This is a genomic window from Vibrio paracholerae, from assembly GCF_037672085.1.
Taxonomy (GTDB): Bacteria; Pseudomonadota; Gammaproteobacteria; order Enterobacterales; family Vibrionaceae; genus Vibrio; species Vibrio cholerae.
The window spans coordinates 1,752,621-1,769,093 of the sequence record NZ_JBBHLM010000002.1 but is presented as its reverse complement, the minus strand read 5'-3'; the positions used below and the strand labels follow the sequence as shown (position 1 = coordinate 1,769,093).

At 48.0% G+C, this 16,473-nt stretch carries 15 protein-coding genes; 6 read left to right on the top strand and 9 right to left on the bottom strand.

Annotated features, from left to right (window positions below; genetic code table 11):
- Window positions 1-140: 140 nt before the first annotated feature.
- The 3 genes from R4537_RS13145 to R4537_RS13135 are packed head-to-tail and all read right to left on the bottom strand — an operon-like array spanning window position 141 to window position 3,657.
- A complete protein-coding gene (locus R4537_RS13145) occupies window positions 141-719 on the bottom strand; it encodes a PqiC family protein (protein WP_032480986.1) in 579 nt (192 codons plus the stop codon).
- Complete coding sequence (gene pqiB, locus R4537_RS13140) at window positions 716-2,344, bottom strand: intermembrane transport protein PqiB (protein WP_001278823.1); 1,629 nt, start codon at window positions 2,342-2,344, stop codon at window positions 716-718. The genes R4537_RS13145 and pqiB overlap by 4 nt, the downstream gene beginning before the upstream one ends.
- 14 nt (window positions 2,345-2,358) lie before the next feature.
- Window positions 2,359-3,657, bottom strand: a complete 1,299-nt coding sequence (locus tag R4537_RS13135; protein WP_032480988.1) for a paraquat-inducible protein A — start codon at window positions 3,655-3,657, stop codon at window positions 2,359-2,361.
- A 265-nt stretch (window positions 3,658-3,922) separates the two neighbouring features.
- Between R4537_RS13135 and breR the strand changes: the two genes are divergently transcribed.
- Both breR and R4537_RS13125 read left to right on the top strand, forming a co-directional pair.
- On the top strand, window positions 3,923-4,558 hold the full coding sequence (gene breR / locus R4537_RS13130; RefSeq protein ID WP_000777174.1) for a bile response transcriptional repressor BreR: 636 nt from the start codon (window positions 3,923-3,925) through the stop codon (window positions 4,556-4,558).
- Window positions 4,559-4,583: 25 nt separating this feature from the next.
- A complete protein-coding gene (locus R4537_RS13125) occupies window positions 4,584-6,035 on the top strand; it encodes an NAD-dependent succinate-semialdehyde dehydrogenase (RefSeq protein ID WP_071178410.1) in 1,452 nt (483 codons plus the stop codon).
- On the opposite strand, the gene R4537_RS13120 is transcribed toward R4537_RS13125, so the two are convergent.
- Window positions 6,016-6,297: a YnjH family protein gene (locus tag R4537_RS13120; RefSeq protein ID WP_001259523.1), complete on the bottom strand. Its 282-nt coding sequence runs from the start codon at window positions 6,295-6,297 to the stop codon at window positions 6,016-6,018. The genes R4537_RS13125 and R4537_RS13120 overlap by 20 nt on opposite strands.
- 44 nt (window positions 6,298-6,341) lie before the next feature.
- Window positions 6,342-7,253 (bottom strand): 1-aminocyclopropane-1-carboxylate deaminase/D-cysteine desulfhydrase, encoded by a 912-nt coding sequence (locus R4537_RS13115; protein ID WP_071178409.1) that lies wholly within the window; start codon window positions 7,251-7,253, stop codon window positions 6,342-6,344.
- Between the two features lie 532 nt (window positions 7,254-7,785).
- On the opposite strand from R4537_RS13115, the gene psrA reads away from it, so the two are divergent.
- From psrA to fabV, 3 genes are all read left to right on the top strand, one after another.
- Window positions 7,786-8,412, top strand: a complete 627-nt coding sequence (gene psrA, locus R4537_RS13110) for a TetR family transcriptional repressor PsrA (RefSeq protein WP_001208101.1) — start codon at window positions 7,786-7,788, stop codon at window positions 8,410-8,412.
- Window positions 8,413-8,467: 55 nt separating this feature from the next.
- On the top strand, window positions 8,468-10,750 hold the full coding sequence (locus R4537_RS13105; protein WP_071178408.1) for an acyl-CoA dehydrogenase: 2,283 nt from the start codon (window positions 8,468-8,470) through the stop codon (window positions 10,748-10,750).
- Between the two features lie 324 nt (window positions 10,751-11,074).
- Window positions 11,075-12,280: an enoyl-ACP reductase FabV gene (fabV, locus tag R4537_RS13100; protein ID WP_000584512.1), complete on the top strand. Its 1,206-nt coding sequence runs from the start codon at window positions 11,075-11,077 to the stop codon at window positions 12,278-12,280.
- A 303-nt stretch (window positions 12,281-12,583) separates the two neighbouring features.
- On the opposite strand, the gene infA is transcribed toward fabV, so the two are convergent.
- From infA to aat, 3 genes are all read right to left on the bottom strand, one after another.
- On the bottom strand, window positions 12,584-12,802 hold the full coding sequence (infA, locus tag R4537_RS13095; RefSeq protein ID WP_001040192.1) for a translation initiation factor IF-1: 219 nt from the start codon (window positions 12,800-12,802) through the stop codon (window positions 12,584-12,586).
- A gap of 83 nt (window positions 12,803-12,885) precedes the next feature.
- Window positions 12,886-13,587: an arginyltransferase gene (locus R4537_RS13090; RefSeq protein ID WP_000093315.1), complete on the bottom strand. Its 702-nt coding sequence runs from the start codon at window positions 13,585-13,587 to the stop codon at window positions 12,886-12,888.
- Window positions 13,588-13,590: 3 nt separating this feature from the next.
- A complete protein-coding gene (gene aat / locus R4537_RS13085; protein ID WP_071178407.1) occupies window positions 13,591-14,322 on the bottom strand; it encodes a leucyl/phenylalanyl-tRNA--protein transferase in 732 nt (243 codons plus the stop codon).
- Window positions 14,323-14,588: 266 nt separating this feature from the next.
- On the opposite strand from aat, the gene aroA reads away from it, so the two are divergent.
- Window positions 14,589-15,869, top strand: a complete 1,281-nt coding sequence (gene aroA / locus R4537_RS13080) for a 3-phosphoshikimate 1-carboxyvinyltransferase (protein WP_071178406.1) — start codon at window positions 14,589-14,591, stop codon at window positions 15,867-15,869.
- 90 nt (window positions 15,870-15,959) lie between these two features.
- On the opposite strand, the gene R4537_RS13075 is transcribed toward aroA, so the two are convergent.
- Complete coding sequence (locus R4537_RS13075; protein ID WP_000018503.1) at window positions 15,960-16,208, bottom strand: YciN family protein; 249 nt, start codon at window positions 16,206-16,208, stop codon at window positions 15,960-15,962.
- Between the last annotated feature and the right edge of the window lie 265 nt (window positions 16,209-16,473).

Genomic DNA, 16,473 nt, shown 5'->3' with positions numbered 1-16,473 from the left:
GCAACTTCAAATTGGCAGGCAACCTTGACCACCATGTGGTTAACTTGTCGCGCATCATACCTTGAGTGATGGTAAAAAGTAAACTTGCTGGTGTACATTGTGTCGAGCTTTCTGTTGGATCAGGTAACCTGATTGTCTGTTTAGCGAGTTACCAATCGGGTTTCGATCTGAGTTGAAAGTTGATCTATACCCGCAGAGAGCGCTTCAACCAGAGCGGGGTAGCCCGTATCTTTGAGCGGCACCTGAAAACTAAACTCTTGGTTTAACATGCTTTCTCCTTTTGGGTTGAGCAGCTCCCAACTGCCAGCCACTTCGGCATTGCCCGTGTAGACACCATTAAATCGCTGCAATCTTACCTGCAGTTTCCAGTGCTCTTGCTGGATGGATGAAGCATTCAAAGGCGCAGGCCAGTAGCGAGATTGCTTACGGCGCAGATCATTGGTGATACGCTGTGTCAGTTGTGGGCTAAGGCGCTGTGCCCACTGGTTTTGTCTGGCTTGGATCACCTGCGTTTCCGACTGACGATAAACAATCCCTTGCGTATCCAGATAAGCCGCCAATTCCACGGGTTGAACCACCAGCAAAGGCAATGTTTTGGGTTGGGTAAGCTCGCTCAGTTCTGGGTTGTTTGGCAGTAAATAAAAACTGACTTTGGGCTGTGGCGTTCCTCCGCAGCCGACCAACAATGTGGTTAACATCATTAATAACCATGTTTTCATTCTTGCTTTCCTTTCACGGGAATCGGATCTGCTGCATTACTTTCACCAAAAATCAATGCATTAGGTTTTTCATTAATGGTGCGCAGCACAGGTTTAAATTCGGCCATCACTTGGTTGAGCTCTCTTAATGTGGTTTCAAGCTCACGATACACCGTCGACTCAGGGCCAAAACCACCTATAGTGGTTTCCAGTTGTTTTAGGCTCGCTTGAATATCCGCTGGCAGATTTTGTGTCTCTTGTTTTTTGAGAATGCGTTCTGCCGAAGCCAACAGCGCTTCTGAGGTTTTTAACGTACTGTTGAGCGACGCCAACGTATCATCCATAGGCAATCCGTTGAGCTTTCTCAGAAGTTCGGTGACTTGTTTTTGCACTTCTGCAAATCCGCCTTGTTTGGTCGGAAACATTGGGTACCCATCAAATTGGGTTAGGGGATCGGTTGGCTCATCAGGGAAGTAATCGGTATCGATATACAGCGCGCCAGTCACTAAGTTTCCTGTTTTTAAGGAGGCTTTTAAGCCCTTGGCAAACTCATCTTGCATACGCTTTTTCAAGTTGGGGAGATCGGTTGTGCCAAAGTTATCATAGAGACGTCCGAGTTCGATTCTGACCAAAACAGGAATGCGTTTGATATTAATGTAGACATTGGTGCTTTCTGTCTTGAGTGGAATTTTAGTCACCGTCCCTATCCTTAAACCGCGATATTCAACGGGTGCTAAAGGTCTGAGTCCGCGTACCGATTCATCAAACATCATCACAAACTCGATGTAGTCACCGTACATACCTTCACGGATCTGTTTCACATCGTCAAACAGGAGGAATTCGGTCATTTGCTGGGTAATTTGTTGGCCCGAGTCGTCTTCTTGTAGCTGGCCAAAGGTGACTCCGCCTTTGAGTAGGCTTTCTATCGACCCTAAGCTGAATTCGAGCCCTTCGGCATTCAGTTGAAGATTGATCCCAGAATTGAGCCAGAAAAAGGAGCGTGTATTCACCAATTTATCGTAAGGGGCAAAGATAAAAAGTTGGTATTGAGCCTTTTTGCTTTCCACATCAAACTGGGTGCTTTCCACGCGGCCAACCGTGAATCCTTCGTACATAACGGGATCGCCGACACTCAGTTTCCCTGCCTCTTTATTGGTCAGAATCAGGCGTAACCCTTTGGCATCAGGCGGTGCAATAGGGGGTAAGTCGAGCACAGAAAATTCATCTTGAAACGTTTTGGATTGGCCGGGCTGCAGCTGGATATAAGCGCCAGAAAGTAGGGTATCGAGTCCGGAAATCCCTTCTTTACCAATCCGAGGTTTCACAACCCACAAAAGCGAATCTTCGCGAAGCATGCGATCGGCATCTTTCACCATTTGCGCGGTGGCAATGATGTGTCGGTAATCATCGCTGAGCTTAATGTCGGTAATCACCCCGACATTGACATTGAGCGCTTTAATTTGGGTTTTCCCCACTTCAAGCCCATCTGCCGTCGGCAGAATGAGGGTGATTTTCGGCCCGGTGCTATTGACGTACTGAAACAGCATCCACAGTCCCATCGCAAGCGCCAGAATAGGAATGATCCAAATCGCAGAGAGCTGCTTTTGCGCACTCACTTCAGCGTTAACTTGAGGTTCATCACTCATAGAAGTTTCTCAATTCATTGTTGTTGGTGGGATACGGGTGGCTCTTGCCACAAGATTCGTGAGTCAAAAACCATAGCAGATAGCATGGTTAAAATGACCACTGCCGCAAAAGAGAGAGCGGCAGGGCCGGGATAAATCGCCATCAGATTATGCAGTTGAATTAACGCGACCAAGATAGCGACGACGAAAATATCAATCATTGACCAGCGGCCAATGAATTCGGTCACACGATAAAGTTTGAGCCGCTTTAGGTTCTGCTGCTCTGGAAATACGTTGAGCTTTCCGGCTTGCCAGTAGAGCCAACCGAGCGCAAACATTTTGGCCATAGGGATAAAAATACTGGCTAAGAAAATCACCATCGCCACCGGATAAGAGCCGAGCTGCCACAGTACAATCACCCCTTGCATAATGGTTGAGCCTTCTGATTTTCCGAGACTCACGGTATACATCATCGGATAAAGATTGGCCGGAATATAAAAAATGATGGCAGCCAGCAACAGTGCCCAAGCCCACTGCAAATTTAACTTTGGATGGTAAGCATGCAATCGACTTCCGCAGCGCACGCATTTCGGATGTTTGGCGGATGTAATGGGATTGATTTGCTGGCAGTTGTGGCAATTAATGTGATTGTGCGTGCAATGAGTGTGGCCTGACGCCACTCCCTGAGGGACACGTGCAGGAATAAAATGTTGCCACAACCAGAAGCGATCAACCGATGACACGGTTTTTACCATTAAGGCCGAAAAGCAGCAGAATGCCCAAAAAGAGTTGCCCATGGAGACGTCTGCAAGAGAAGCGATTTTAATGAGGCTAACCAACACTCCAATCAAAAAGACATCCACCATCAACCAAGGCTGTACTTTAAACAGCAGATTGCACAGATGTTTGGTGAGCCAGAGTTCTGATGTTGAGGGTAATGCTTTTTTGGACCGTAGCGCTTTCACATAAAGAAAGAGAATGATCACCAGATACAGGGCGGGCAGTAAGATGACCGTCGAAAACAGTAAAATAGCGAGTAAAACGTTTTGAAACTCTTCAAGCATTTTAGCCGCATTCAATAGCGTAATTTCTTGAGTCAGTCCTTGTACGCTAAATGACATAAAAGGGAAAGAGAGGCTCAGCATCAGCAAAATCAGACTGCTTATCGCGAGAGCGATAGTGGTCTGATACGGATGTTTTTGAATTTGTGTGAGCGTATGTCCGCAGCGTGGGCAATGAGCAATGTGCCCTTGGCTTAACTTAGGTAAGCTTGACACGAGCCCACATTCGTCACAACAGATTAAATGATGGTTGCCGTTTCTATCCGTAGCCATGGGTTTTATTCGTAGGTAGTCTTGTGCGCAACAATTCTACACAGTTAATAACAAAGAGATAGCCTCACCAGTAAGCATTTTCGCTCAGGCTTGATGAATAATCAGTTTGCTAACTGTGCCACTGATTGGCTGTTTAACTGCCATTTCAAAGCGATCATGTCGATACTTTTATTATGGGGAAACTCACGGGTGTACTTTCAAGAAAGTCGGACTTATAGTGATAGCAGATGATATTGATAACCGATGAAATTGAGGAAATCGTGGTATGAAACTCAGTGAGCAAAAACGGTTGGCGCTGATTGAAGCAGCAAAAGAAGAGTTTACCCAGTTTGGATTCCATGCAGCGAATATGGATCGCGTTTGTGAACGCGCAGGTACCTCAAAACGCACCTTGTATCGCCACTTTACCAGTAAAGAATTGCTCTTTATTGAAGTGATCAATCTTCTGGTGGCACAACCGCATAAGGTTGGCTTTGAGTATCAATCTACCCGCTCTCTGGCGGATCAGTTGCACGACTACTTTGCGGCAAAAATTGACCTACTGTATCGAACGATTGGCCTTGATGTGCTGCGGATGATTGTGGGGGAATTTGTGCGCGATCCAGCCTTAACGCAGCAATATCTCGCGTTGATGGGGACTCAAGATACGGCGCTGACTGTATGGCTGCAAGCTGCCATTAAGGATGGAAAACTGATTGAGAAAGAAGTGCCTCCCATGGCGACAACCTTGATGAATCTCTTTCATGGTCAGTTTTTATGGCCGCAGTTGCTGGCCGCGGTGGAACTGCCTGATGCCAAACAGCAGCAAATCATGATGGATGAAATCATTCGTGTGTTTGTGCTGAGCTACGGTGTATCCTCTCCAAGTCATTTGAGTATAGAACTAAAGCCTAGAGGCTAACGGGTCACTGATGAGGAGTCTTGCCATGTTACCGACCGATTTTCCATTTTTTCACCAAAGCGCCTTTATTAATGGGCAGTGGATTTTAGGTGAGTCACAGGCAAGGCAAACGGTAACCAATCCGTTTGATGGCTCCCTTATTGGCTCTGTTCCTTTCTTGAGTGCGGCTCAGGTGCAAGAAGCGATTGCAGGTGCGCAGGCAGCGCAAATTTTATGGCGCCAGCAACCCGCTGAAAATAAAGCCAAAATTTTGCGCCGTTGGTATGAGCTTATTGAACAGCATCATGCATCATTGGCGAAGTTATTAACCATTGAACAAGGTAAACCGCTGGCTGAAGCCAAGGGGGAAATTCACTACGCCGCAAGCTTTGTGGAATGGTACGCTGAAGAAGCCAAACGCGCTTATGGCGAGCTGATCCCATCCCATAAACCTGATGCGCGAATTATGGTTTCTCGCCAGCCTGTTGGGGTTGTTGCCGCGATTACGCCTTGGAATTTCCCCGCCGCCATGATTACCCGTAAATGTGCCCCTGCCTTTGCAGCTGGTTGCGCCGTGGTGTTAAAACCAGCGCCGGATACGCCGTTTACGGCTTTAGCTTTGGCCGATCTCGCGCAACAAGCGGGAATCCCTGATGGTTTATTGCAAGTGGTGACGGGCGATGCGATTGAAGTCGGGCGTGTACTGACGGAAAGCAAAACGGTACGCAAACTCTCATTTACTGGCTCAACCGGAGTTGGCAAGCTTTTGATGGCACAATCAGCTAATAATGTGAAAAAACTCTCGCTTGAGCTGGGAGGAAATGCGCCGTTTATTGTGTTTGAAGATGCGGACATTAATGCTGCGATTGATGGTGTGATGGTGGCGAAATTTCGTAATGCTGGACAAACTTGCGTGTGCGCTAACCGGATTTATGTCCATGACGCGGTATACGATCAATTTGCTGCCAAGTTGGTGGATCGGGTCAGCAGACTCAACGTTGGTTATGGTTTGGATGCAGGTGTAAACATCGGTCCGCTGATCAATGATGCCGCGGTTGCTAAAGTCACATCACATATAGTGGATGCTCAAAGCAAAGGAGCGAAAGTGATGTTTGGTGCGCTGCCTGAAGCGGGCAGCCGTTTATTCCAGCCACACGTGTTAACCGAAGTGACCGACGAAATGCGCGTTGCTGACGAAGAAACCTTCGGCCCCTTGGCCGCACTGTTTCGTTTTAGCTCTGAGCAAGAAGTGATCGAGCGAGCCAATGCGACCGATTCGGGTTTGGCCGCTTATTGTTATACCCAATCTTTGCGCCGGGCATGGCACATGAGTGAAGCACTCGAAGCGGGGATTGTCGGCATCAACGAAGGGTTGATTTCCACCACGTTAGCGCCTTTTGGTGGCATCAAAGAGTCGGGCCTTGGTAGAGAAGGGGCGAAACACGGCCTTGAAGAGTACCTTGAAGTCAAATATACCCTTATGGGTGGACTAGCTTAGGTTTCGGTGTTTGATTGCTCTGCCCATTCAGAGGTAACCATTTCAGCGGGCCATTGGTTTCAAAATCATTGGCGCGCTGACAAGAGAGATACACTTCACCGACTAAGATCACGGCGCCTTCTGAATAAGCCTGATCTTGGTAATAGCAGACCCGTTTAGCAATATCATCGCCGATCACGATCGGCAGTTTCGCTGGCGTCGGTGCCGCATGCAACGCGACACTGTAACTTAATGTCACGACTACCCCAATCAAAGTACGCATTGAAAACTCTCCATCCTCTGGTTATACCCAAACTACCTGCAGCTTCAAGTAGGAAGGGTATATTCGCTAAACTGCCGCTGATAACGCGGCAACATACTTTCATTTCCCAGTAAACCGCCTTGGTGTAGATAAAGCAAGTTTCGCTCTGGGTTCTCGGTACGCCAAGCTGACAATAAACGCCACATCAGCGGGTCGTATAACAGATCAAATTCAATATGAGTTTGTGCCAGTAACGCTTGCCATATCTGATAATCCTCTTGATAAAGATGACCGAAATAGTGCTTAGTCGTAGAGGTCAGAACCGTCGGGTGAGAGGTTTCACCGAGCATTAAAAACTGCTCACGTAAGTAGGATTCGTCACCCACACAAGGGCAGGTAATGACTTCAACACCGTGTGGTTGCAAATATTTGTGTAAGTAGAGCGCCGTGGTTCCGGTGCCGGAAGGCAGGGCGACCACCCAATCTGGCTGGGCTTGGTAGCGGATCCATTCGAGCATTTCTAACGCCAACTGTTTGATCCCCGGTTCAGCAAAGGGGCTGTGCGCACCTTCCTCAATCACCAAGCAATCGGCATTTGGCTTGCGTTGTTGCTGAATAAATTCTCGTGGATGCCTAGCCCCTAGTGAGCGCGTTTCAATAATGGTTGCTCCCAATTCCAGTGCACCACGGTAGTTACCTATTGGATAATTTTTCAGCCACGCGGGAATATGGTCAACGTAAAACTCCAAGCGCCAACCGCGCAGTTTAGCAAGTGCTGCAAAAGAGTAGAGCGAGTTAGCTTGTGCCGATCCATAGCTGATTAAGGTGGTGATGCCGGGAAAATCCCCTTCAAGCAACGTCATCAATTTGCGGGCTTTGTTACCACTGAAATGTGGATGAAGCTTGTCATCCCGTTTGAGGTAAAAGGTTTGCCCTGCGAAACGGTGTTCAGTGATAGGTGATTGAGTGATCAGCATAAGAAAATCGAGCTCTGAATGGGGTCGCACATTATACGCAGTTCGATCGCCACGACTAGGGTTTGGATCAAACTCTCTTCGAGTAACCGCCCTTGTGACTGGGGGCCTAACGACTTATCGCGGTGCTCTAAGTCCTGAATTTTTGAATGAAAAGCTACCAATGAACCGACTTGAGCAAAATAAACCAGATAAAAAAACGCCCAAAACAATCTGGTTTTGGGCGTACACAAGTATAGGAGTTAATAAAAAGGAAAAAGCAGCGTAATTGGTGACAGCGGGTCGAGAACCAAATTTGACGGCCAGTAAAACTCTCAAAGCTCTGTCAATCACGTCTATTCAGACTGGACGTTTGGCAAAGAGTTCCAAAAGTTCGCAAATTATTTTTAAATTTTTTTGTGGACGACTTTTCATCGTGTTGCAAGCACTTAGCTGCATCTGGTCAGACCATGGCGAGAAAATGTGATGTTAATCGCTTGTTAATCAAATGTGGCGAGAGTATATTTCAAACAGTTGTTTGATACGAGTGATTGAAATGGCATTACGCAGTAGTACTAAGGAAAAAATATTGGATGTAGCAGAAGGGCTGTTTGCGGAATACGGTTTCAATGATACCTCTTTGCGCACGATCACCAGTAAAGCGGGGGTGAACCTTGCGTCGGTCAACTACCATTTTGGTGACAAAAAAACCTTAGTTCGAGCGGTACTCAATCGTTATCTCGAAGCTTTCATGCCGGAGATGAAACAGTCGCTTGAGCGGCTTAACGAGCGGGACGATTACGATATGGCTGAAGTTTTTGAAGCGCTACGTGCTCCCTTGCGTTCGTTAAGCGAATTGCGCCCCAATGGCACCAGCCGTTTTATGCTGCTGATTGGTCGGGGTTATACCGATGTGCAGGGCCATCTCCGTTGGTTTATTACCAATCGCTACAATGATGTGCTAACCCTATTTACCGATTCCGTGCTTAAGGCGAACCCCAACTTGACTCGCGAAACCTTGTTTTGGCGGTTGCATTTCACCTTAGGTACCTGCGTCTTTACCATGGCGTCGAGTCAAGCGTTGGCAGAGATTGCAGAAAATGATTTTGGAAGCAAAGTTGATCCTAAGTCTGTGGTCGATCAACTGATTCCATACCTCGCGGCCGGTGTGGCGGCGAAATAACTAACCGATTCATAACAAAAATAACAGTGTAACCAGTGAACAAAAGGATCTGAATATGAGCTCTCTACGCAGAAAATGGATCAGCGACCCCGCTTTCAAAATGTTTAAGAAAGTGCTTCCTCCTCTGTCACAAACCGAGAAAGAAGCGATGGAAGCGGGCAGTGTATGGTGGGATGGTGAACTGTTCTCTGGTAAGCCTGATTTCACCAAGCTGCACCATTATCCGAAACCGACCTTGTCAGCGGAGGAGCAATCTTTCATCGACAACGAGTTGGAAACTCTGCTCGCTATGTTGGATGACTACAAGATAGTCAAACAAGATCGCGATCTCCCCAAAGAGGTGTGGGACTACCTACGTAAAGAGCGTTTCTTCTCGCTGATTATTTCCAAAGAGTACGGTGGCCGTGAGTTCTCGGCTCTGGCGAACTCGACCATAGTGTCACGCATTGCTACGCGTAGCATCAGCACTGCAGTGACGGTCATGGTACCGAACTCATTGGGCCCTGGTGAGCTGTTGTCACACTACGGCACCCAAGAGCAGAAAGATTACTGGCTGCCACGTTTGGCCGATGGCACCGATATTCCTTGCTTTGCATTGACAGGGCCGGAAGCGGGTTCGGATGCGGGCAGCATTCCTGACCAAGGTGTGGTCTGCTACGGCAAGCATGAAGGCAAAGACGTGCTGGGCATCCGTTTAAGCTGGAACAAGCGTTACATCACGCTGGCACCAGTGGCGACTGTGCTGGGTCTTGCTTTCAAACTGAGTGACCCAGAGCATCTGCTTGGCGATAAAGAAGACATTGGTATTACTTGTGCGCTGATCCCTGCCTCCCATGAAGGCGTAGAGATTGGCGAACGCCACGACCCACTAGGTTTGGCCTTTATGAACGGCCCAACCCGTGGTCAAGATGTGTTTATCCCAATGGATTGGCTGATTGGTGGGGCGGATTACGCAGGTAAAGGCTGGCGCATGTTGGTGGAGTGTCTCTCGGCAGGACGCGGGATCTCCCTACCTGCATTGGGTACCGCGATTGGCCACCTCACCGCTCGCACCACAGGCGCATATGGCTATGTGCGTAAGCAGTTTGGGATGTCGATTGGTAAATTTGAAGGTGTGGCGGAAGCCATGGGACGTATCGGCGGTTTAACCTACTTGCTGGAAGCGACCCGTACTTTGACCACCACCTCTTTGGATCTCAAAGAGAAACCGGGAATTGTCACGGCGATTGCCAAATACCACATGACGGAAATCGCGCGCACCATTTTGAATGATGCGATGGATATTCATTCTGGTCGTGCTATCCAAGATGGCCCAATGAACTATCTGGCGACGCACTATCTCGGCGTACCCGTGGCAATCACGGTTGAAGGGGCGAACATTTTGACGCGTAACCTGATGATCTTCGGTCAAGGTGCGACTCGTTGCCATCCTTATGTTCTCAAAGAGATGGAAGCGGCAGCCAATCCAGATCAACAAGAAGGGGCGAAAGCGTTTGATGAACTGCTGTTCAAGCACATTGCCCACGCGACCAAAAACAGCTTTGGTGCTCTGTTTGCTGCACTGACGGGTTCACGCTTTATTAAAGCGAATATGAGTGGCCCCACACAAGACTACTATAAGCAGATGACTCGCCTGAGCCGTGCTTTAGCGGTGAGTGCGGATGTGGCAATGCTCACCTTGGGTGGCGAGCTCAAACGTAAAGAGATGATTTCAGCACGCTTAGGCGATGCACTGAGCTATCTGTACATGGGCTCGGCGGTACTGAAAAAGTATGAAGATGAAGGCCGCCATCAAGCGGATTTAGACTACGTACACTATGCGATGCAGTACTGTTTGCATCACGCAGCGAAATCGCTTAATCAAGCGTATCGTAATTACCCTGTGACTGGGGTCGGAGCCATCTTGAAAGGGCTGCTGTTCCCGCTAGGCAACCACTTTGCACCACCGAGTGATGAGTTAGCGGTCAAACTCGCAGAAAGTCTGATGACCCCAGGAGCGCATCGTGATCGTTTAACCGCGCTGTGCTACATCGGTAAAGGTGAAGATGACAGCGTTGGCTTGATGGAAAACGCGTTTTTGGCCATGTACAGCGTTAAAGGCTTAGAGCGTAAACTGCAACAAGGGGTGAAAGAGGGCAAAGTGGCGCGTAAAGGACTACTGGTTGATCGCTTGGCACAAGCAGAGCAAGCGGGTGTGTTGAGCGCAGATGAAGTGGCCTCGATTCTGGCGGCAGAAAAACTGCGTAGCCGTGCGATTCAGGTCGATCATTTCAGCCATGATTTCTCGCAAATCCATACCCATCAGACCACTAAACCTAAGTTAAACAGTGTGGCGTAACAAATAAAATAGAGTATCGAGGGCTTCTATCCCCTTCCTACTTGAAGCTGCAGCGGTGTTGGCTACGTTCGTTCACCCCAATCACATAGTTTGTCTATGCTCATGGGGACTCACTTACTTGCCGCCTAGCTGCAACTCCAAGTTGTTTGGGGAAAATCAGAAGCCCTCTTTATTTTTATTGATTGAGTTTTTTGTGAGCATAACGGGAAAAATGCCCCAATGAGTGCTCCAACCACTGGCCATTTTCGGCGAAATTGAGAGAAATTAGATGCGGTTTGTGTCTGAACCTTTTATCCTAGCGACGATTTTTTAAGGAAGTTGAATATGATCATCAAACCTAAAATTCGTGGATTTATCTGTACAACAACGCACCCAGTGGGTTGTGAAGCGAACGTAAAAGAACAAATTGCCTACACAAAAGCACAAGGTCCGATCAAAAACGCACCTAAGCGCGTGTTGGTTGTTGGATCGTCTAGCGGCTATGGTCTGTCATCACGCATCGCTGCGGCGTTTGGCGGTGGTGCGGCGACGATCGGCGTATTTTTCGAAAAGCCGGGCACTGACAAAAAACCAGGTACTGCGGGTTTCTACAATGCAGCAGCGTTTGACAAGCTAGCGCACGAAGCGGGCTTGTACGCAAAAAGCCTGAACGGCGATGCGTTCTCGAACGAAGCGAAGCAAAAAGCGATTGAGCTGATTAAGCAAGACCTTGGCCAGATTGATTTGGTGGTTTACTCATTGGCTTCTCCAGTGCGTAAGATGCCAGACACGGGTGAGCTAGTGCGCTCTGCACTGAAACCGATCGGCGAAACGTATACCTCTACCGCGGTAGATACCAATAAAGATGTGATCATTGAAGCCAGTGTTGAACCTGCGACCGAGCAAGAAATCGCTGACACTGTCACCGTGATGGGCGGTCAAGATTGGGAACTGTGGATCCAAGCGCTGGAAGAGGCGGGTGTTCTTGCTGAAGGTTGCAAAACCGTGGCGTACAGCTATATCGGTACTGAATTGACTTGGCCAATCTACTGGGATGGCGCTTTAGGCCGTGCCAAGATGGACCTAGATCGCGCAGCGACAGCGCTGAACGAAAAGCTGGCAGCGAAAGGCGGTACCGCGAACGTTGCAGTCTTGAAATCTGTGGTGACTCAAGCAAGCTCTGCGATTCCTGTGATGCCGCTCTACATCGCGATGGTGTTCAAGAAGATGCGTGAACAGGGCGTGCATGAAGGCTGTATGGAGCAGATTTACCGCATGTTCAGTCAACGTCTGTACAAAGAAGATGGTTCAGCGCCGGAAGTGGATGATCACAATCGTCTGCGTTTGGATGACTGGGAACTGCGTGATGACATTCAGCAGCACTGCCGTGATCTGTGGCCACAAATCACCACAGAGAACCTGCGTGAGCTGACCGATTACGACATGTACAAAGAAGAGTTCATCAAGCTGTTTGGCTTTGGCATTGAAGGCATTGATTACGATGCTGACGTCAACCCAGAAGTCGAATTCGATGTGATTGATATCGAGTAAGAGAATTAACTCTTATCTTAAAAAGGCGCGTTATCGCGCCTTTTTTGTGTCCGGAGTACGGCATGAATACAGCAGGCTGCTACAGTGATAAAGAGCTGCGGCGCTATACTTGAGCTTGATTCTTTGTTATACCCAAATCACTTGAAGTGGTAGCCAACACCGCGACTGCTTTAAGTAAGAAGGGTATATGGATTCTTGGTTGAACGCCGTCGATATTTTGCTAATGTATTGATTAATAAGTGCTGTAGCAAAACAAAAAGCGGAGCATAAGCTCCGCTTTTTGTTGCGTTCGGAAATCAGAGATTAACGAGCACGGAAGACGATGCGACCTTTAGACAAATCGTAAGGAGTCATCTCAACAGTGACTTTGTCACCGGTTAGAATGCGGATGTAGTTTTTGCGCATTTTTCCCGAGATGTGAGCTGTCACTACGTGACCATTTTCAAGCTCTACACGGAACATTGTGTTAGGAAGAGTATCAAGGACAGTGCCTTGCATCTCAATTACGTCTTCTTTAGCCATTTAATCCTCTTTAGAAATTTGGCGATCTTTAACGGCGCAGGATTCTGCCATTAAACGTTCAATATGGGAAGTTGCGGCGTATTCTACCCTCGCCAACGTTGATTTACTAGCCTTTGATGTGGATTGAACCGGACTTTGTAGTTCATAGCTGGGCATTCATCGATTTGATATCCCAAATAAAGCCACTGCTTTTTGGTCTGTTGGCAGTAATTGAGCTGACAAAGTACCGCTAAGGTGCCTAAAGAGATCGAAATATCTGGGTCATAAAAGGTGTAAAACGCACTCGCACTGTTTGGGAGTAAATCGGTGACGGCAATCGCGACCAACTTTTCGCCCTGATAAAGATGTAAATATTGAGTATTAAGCCATTTTGCACGGGCAAATTTGGCAAATTCCATTTTATTGGGTGGGTACATGGAGCCGTGGCGATGACGAGCGAAAATATAACGCGCGTAAAGGGTGTACCAATCTTCATCCAGTTCTGGTTTCAACTGCCAATGAAACTCTTGGCTGAGCAGCTTGAGTAAACGTTTTTGGCTTTTGCTTGGCACAAAATCGGGCGCAGGAATTCGCAGAGCTTGGCAAGACTGGCAATGATCACAATGCGGTTTGTAGATGGTATCGCCGCTGCGCCGAAAACCATTTGCCATCAGCACTTCATAGGTTTCGGGTGTTTGCATCTGCGGATCAATCGCCACGGCGACGCGCTCCATCCGATCCGCTAAATAGCTACAAGGATGGTTATTGGTTAAGCCAATACGAATTTGCTGAATATCTGAGCTCATGCATCAATCCTCAAAGGCACATGGCGAAGTGGGGGTGGCGAGCCACTGAGTTTCAAAACAGCCACTGAGCACCTGCTTCTCCTTAAAAGATAGCAACGATTGGATAAATTGTTCACGGCTCAAGGTCGTTGCGCCTAAAGATTGCAAATGCGGATTCACCACTTGGCAATCAATCAACTGCCCTTGATGGCGAGAAAAATGGTCGCAAAAATACCAAAGCGCAATTTTCGAGGCATTGGTTGCGAGGCTAAACATGGATTCGCCACAAAACAGTTGGCCAACGGAAATGCCATAAAGCCCACCCACCAGTTGTTCGCCCTGCCACACCTCGACAGAATGGCAACGACCTTGTTTCGCCAACTCGCCATACGCATGGCGCATTGAGTCATTGAGCCAACGTTGATCCGCAGGGCGAGTGAGCGCGCACTGCTCAATCACTTGCGACGTCGCGTGATTCACGCTAACCCGATACTGATGTTTACGTTGGAACTTCTTCACGCTTTTGGCAGGTTGAAACCGAGTAGGGTCAAACACGGCACGTGGCGAAGGGCTCCACCACAAAATCGGGTCTTCAGGGCCATACCAAGGGAAAATGCCTTGTTGATAAGCCGCCCAAATTCGCTCAGGACGGAGATCGCCGCCAAATGCAAGCAGGCCGTTAGGGTCGTCTAACGCAGTAAAAGGAGAGGGGAATGTCAACGTTTCCGGCGATAATTCGGTCAGATAAATAGCCATCGTATTGGTTTGCCTTAGAAGTCCCAGTGAGCCATTCCGAAAGTGAATGAGCCGCGATCTTAGTGATTTTGATGAAGTTTGCCAATCTTGATGCTTGCGAAATCCCAGGCTTGGTCGAGATTGCATAAACAGAAATAAAAATTCATTGCGAGCAAGATAAAGGCTAGCGCTAGCGCATGAATTTGGTTAGTCTGCGGATACGAAGAATTTTCGCCGCGACCCATTACCACAAGGACTTTCAGCGGCGCAAGGAAACACAACATCCAATGGAAAGCTTGACTCTACAACCGATTGAACTCATCTCTGGGGAAGTGAATCTTCCCGGTTCCAAAAGCGTTTCAAACCGTGCGCTCTTGCTGGCTGCGCTAGCCTCAGGCACGACTCGTCTTACTAACTTGCTCGATAGCGACGATATTCGCCATATGCTCAATGCTTTGACCAAGCTGGGTGTGAACTATCGCCTCTCGGCCGATAAAACCACCTGTGAAGTAGAAGGTTTGGGCCAAGCCTTTCACACGACTCAGCCATTAGAGCTGTTTTTAGGTAACGCAGGCACTGCAATGCGCCCGCTAGCGGCGGCGTTGTGTCTTGGACAAGGCGACTATGTACTGACTGGTGAACCGCGCATGAAAGAGCGCCCGATTGGCCACTTGGTGGATGCTCTTCGTCAAGCCGGCGCACAAATTGAGTATCTGGAGCAGGAAAACTTTCCGCCACTGCGTATTCAAGGGACGGGCTTACAAGCAGGAACGGTGACTATCGATGGTTCTATCTCTAGTCAGTTTTTGACCGCCTTTCTTATGTCGGCACCGTTGGCGCTGGGCAAAGTGACCATCAAGATCGTCGGTGAGCTGGTTTCTAAGCCTTACATCGACATTACACTGCACATCATGGAACAGTTTGGTGTTCAGGTGATCAACCACGATTATCAAGAATTTGTGATCCCAGCGGGGCAATCTTATGTGTCTCCGGGGCAGTTCCTCGTTGAAGGTGATGCCTCTTCTGCTTCCTATTTCCTTGCTGCAGCTGCCATTAAAGGCGGTGAGGTAAAAGTGACCGGTATTGGTAAAAACAGCATCCAAGGGGATATTCAATTTGCGGATGCATTGGAAAAGATGGGCGCGCAAATTGAGTGGGGCGATGATTATGTGATTGCTCGCCGTGGTGAACTGAATGCGGTAGATCTCGATTTTAACCATATCCCAGATGCGGCGATGACGATAGCGACGACTGCACTTTTTGCCAAAGGTACCACGGCCATTCGTAACGTTTACAACTGGCGCGTAAAAGAGACGGATCGCTTGGCAGCAATGGCCACCGAACTGCGTAAAGTGGGCGCGACAGTCGAAGAGGGGGAAGATTTCATTGTGATTACGCCTCCAACTAAGCTCATCCATGCGGCAATCGATACCTATGACGATCACCGGATGGCGATGTGTTTTTCTCTGGTCGCGTTGAGTGATACACCAGTGACGATCAATGATCCGAAATGCACGTCAAAAACGTTCCCCGATTACTTTGACAAGTTTGCGCAATTAAGCCGCTAAAGTGTCACTCTCTGCCCAAAACCGATGGCGATAAAATCGGTTTTGGAATAGATGTAAGTGATTGAAAAAAGCCTCATTACGAGGCTTTTATTATTTTTGTAGGGTAAATTCGGGTGAGAGATGATGAGCGAGATATTTAAACATATTAAATACCGCTGTGGTTTTCTCAGTAGGAAGGCCTTGTTCAGTGAGGAAATACTCACCTTTAAACACTAACACGCCTTCTTTCTCTTCCACTTGAGTGGCACGCATGCCTTCGATGTAACACTCATGATCTTGAATTAACTGGTTAGCAATCAGTAAAAGTTCAAATTCAGTGATCGGTTTTTTATGGCTCATGGTGATAACTCCTTACCATTGGATGCAGGCATTATAAGTAGGTAACCGGTGATAACCTTGACAGAAAGCAGGAAAAGGGCGATTTGTTCTCTAGATGAATTTGTGAGTTATTGCATATTTCGTCGTTTTGGGGTCGCGGTATACCGCGCTTCACTTTAGTATGGGCGCGTTTTTGACAGCAGAACAACATTTCGTCGATTTGTCGAGCAAATAAAAAGCTTTTAGAAAAAACAAGTTGATCTTCTTGTTATCTGGCTCGATAGTA

Coding starts and splice junctions, on each gene's coding strand:
- R4537_RS13145 (WP_032480986.1), bottom strand. CDS start 719: ATGAAAACATGGTTATTAATGATGTTAACCACATTGTTGGTCGGCTGC.
- pqiB (WP_001278823.1), bottom strand. CDS start 2,344: ATGAGTGATGAACCTCAAGTTAACGCTGAAGTGAGTGCGCAAAAGCAG.
- R4537_RS13135 (WP_032480988.1), bottom strand. CDS start 3,657: ATGGCTACGGATAGAAACGGCAACCATCATTTAATCTGTTGTGACGAA.
- breR (WP_000777174.1), top strand. CDS start 3,923: ATGAAACTCAGTGAGCAAAAACGGTTGGCGCTGATTGAAGCAGCAAAA.
- R4537_RS13125 (WP_071178410.1), top strand. CDS start 4,584: ATGTTACCGACCGATTTTCCATTTTTTCACCAAAGCGCCTTTATTAAT.
- R4537_RS13120 (WP_001259523.1), bottom strand. CDS start 6,297: ATGCGTACTTTGATTGGGGTAGTCGTGACATTAAGTTACAGTGTCGCG.
- R4537_RS13115 (WP_071178409.1), bottom strand. CDS start 7,253: ATGCTGATCACTCAATCACCTATCACTGAACACCGTTTCGCAGGGCAA.
- psrA (WP_001208101.1), top strand. CDS start 7,786: ATGGCATTACGCAGTAGTACTAAGGAAAAAATATTGGATGTAGCAGAA.
- R4537_RS13105 (WP_071178408.1), top strand. CDS start 8,468: ATGAGCTCTCTACGCAGAAAATGGATCAGCGACCCCGCTTTCAAAATG.
- fabV (WP_000584512.1), top strand. CDS start 11,075: ATGATCATCAAACCTAAAATTCGTGGATTTATCTGTACAACAACGCAC.
- infA (WP_001040192.1), bottom strand. CDS start 12,802: ATGGCTAAAGAAGACGTAATTGAGATGCAAGGCACTGTCCTTGATACT.
- R4537_RS13090 (WP_000093315.1), bottom strand. CDS start 13,587: ATGAGCTCAGATATTCAGCAAATTCGTATTGGCTTAACCAATAACCAT.
- aat (WP_071178407.1), bottom strand. CDS start 14,322: ATGGCTATTTATCTGACCGAATTATCGCCGGAAACGTTGACATTCCCC.
- aroA (WP_071178406.1), top strand. CDS start 14,589: ATGGAAAGCTTGACTCTACAACCGATTGAACTCATCTCTGGGGAAGTG.
- R4537_RS13075 (WP_000018503.1), bottom strand. CDS start 16,208: ATGAGCCATAAAAAACCGATCACTGAATTTGAACTTTTACTGATTGCT.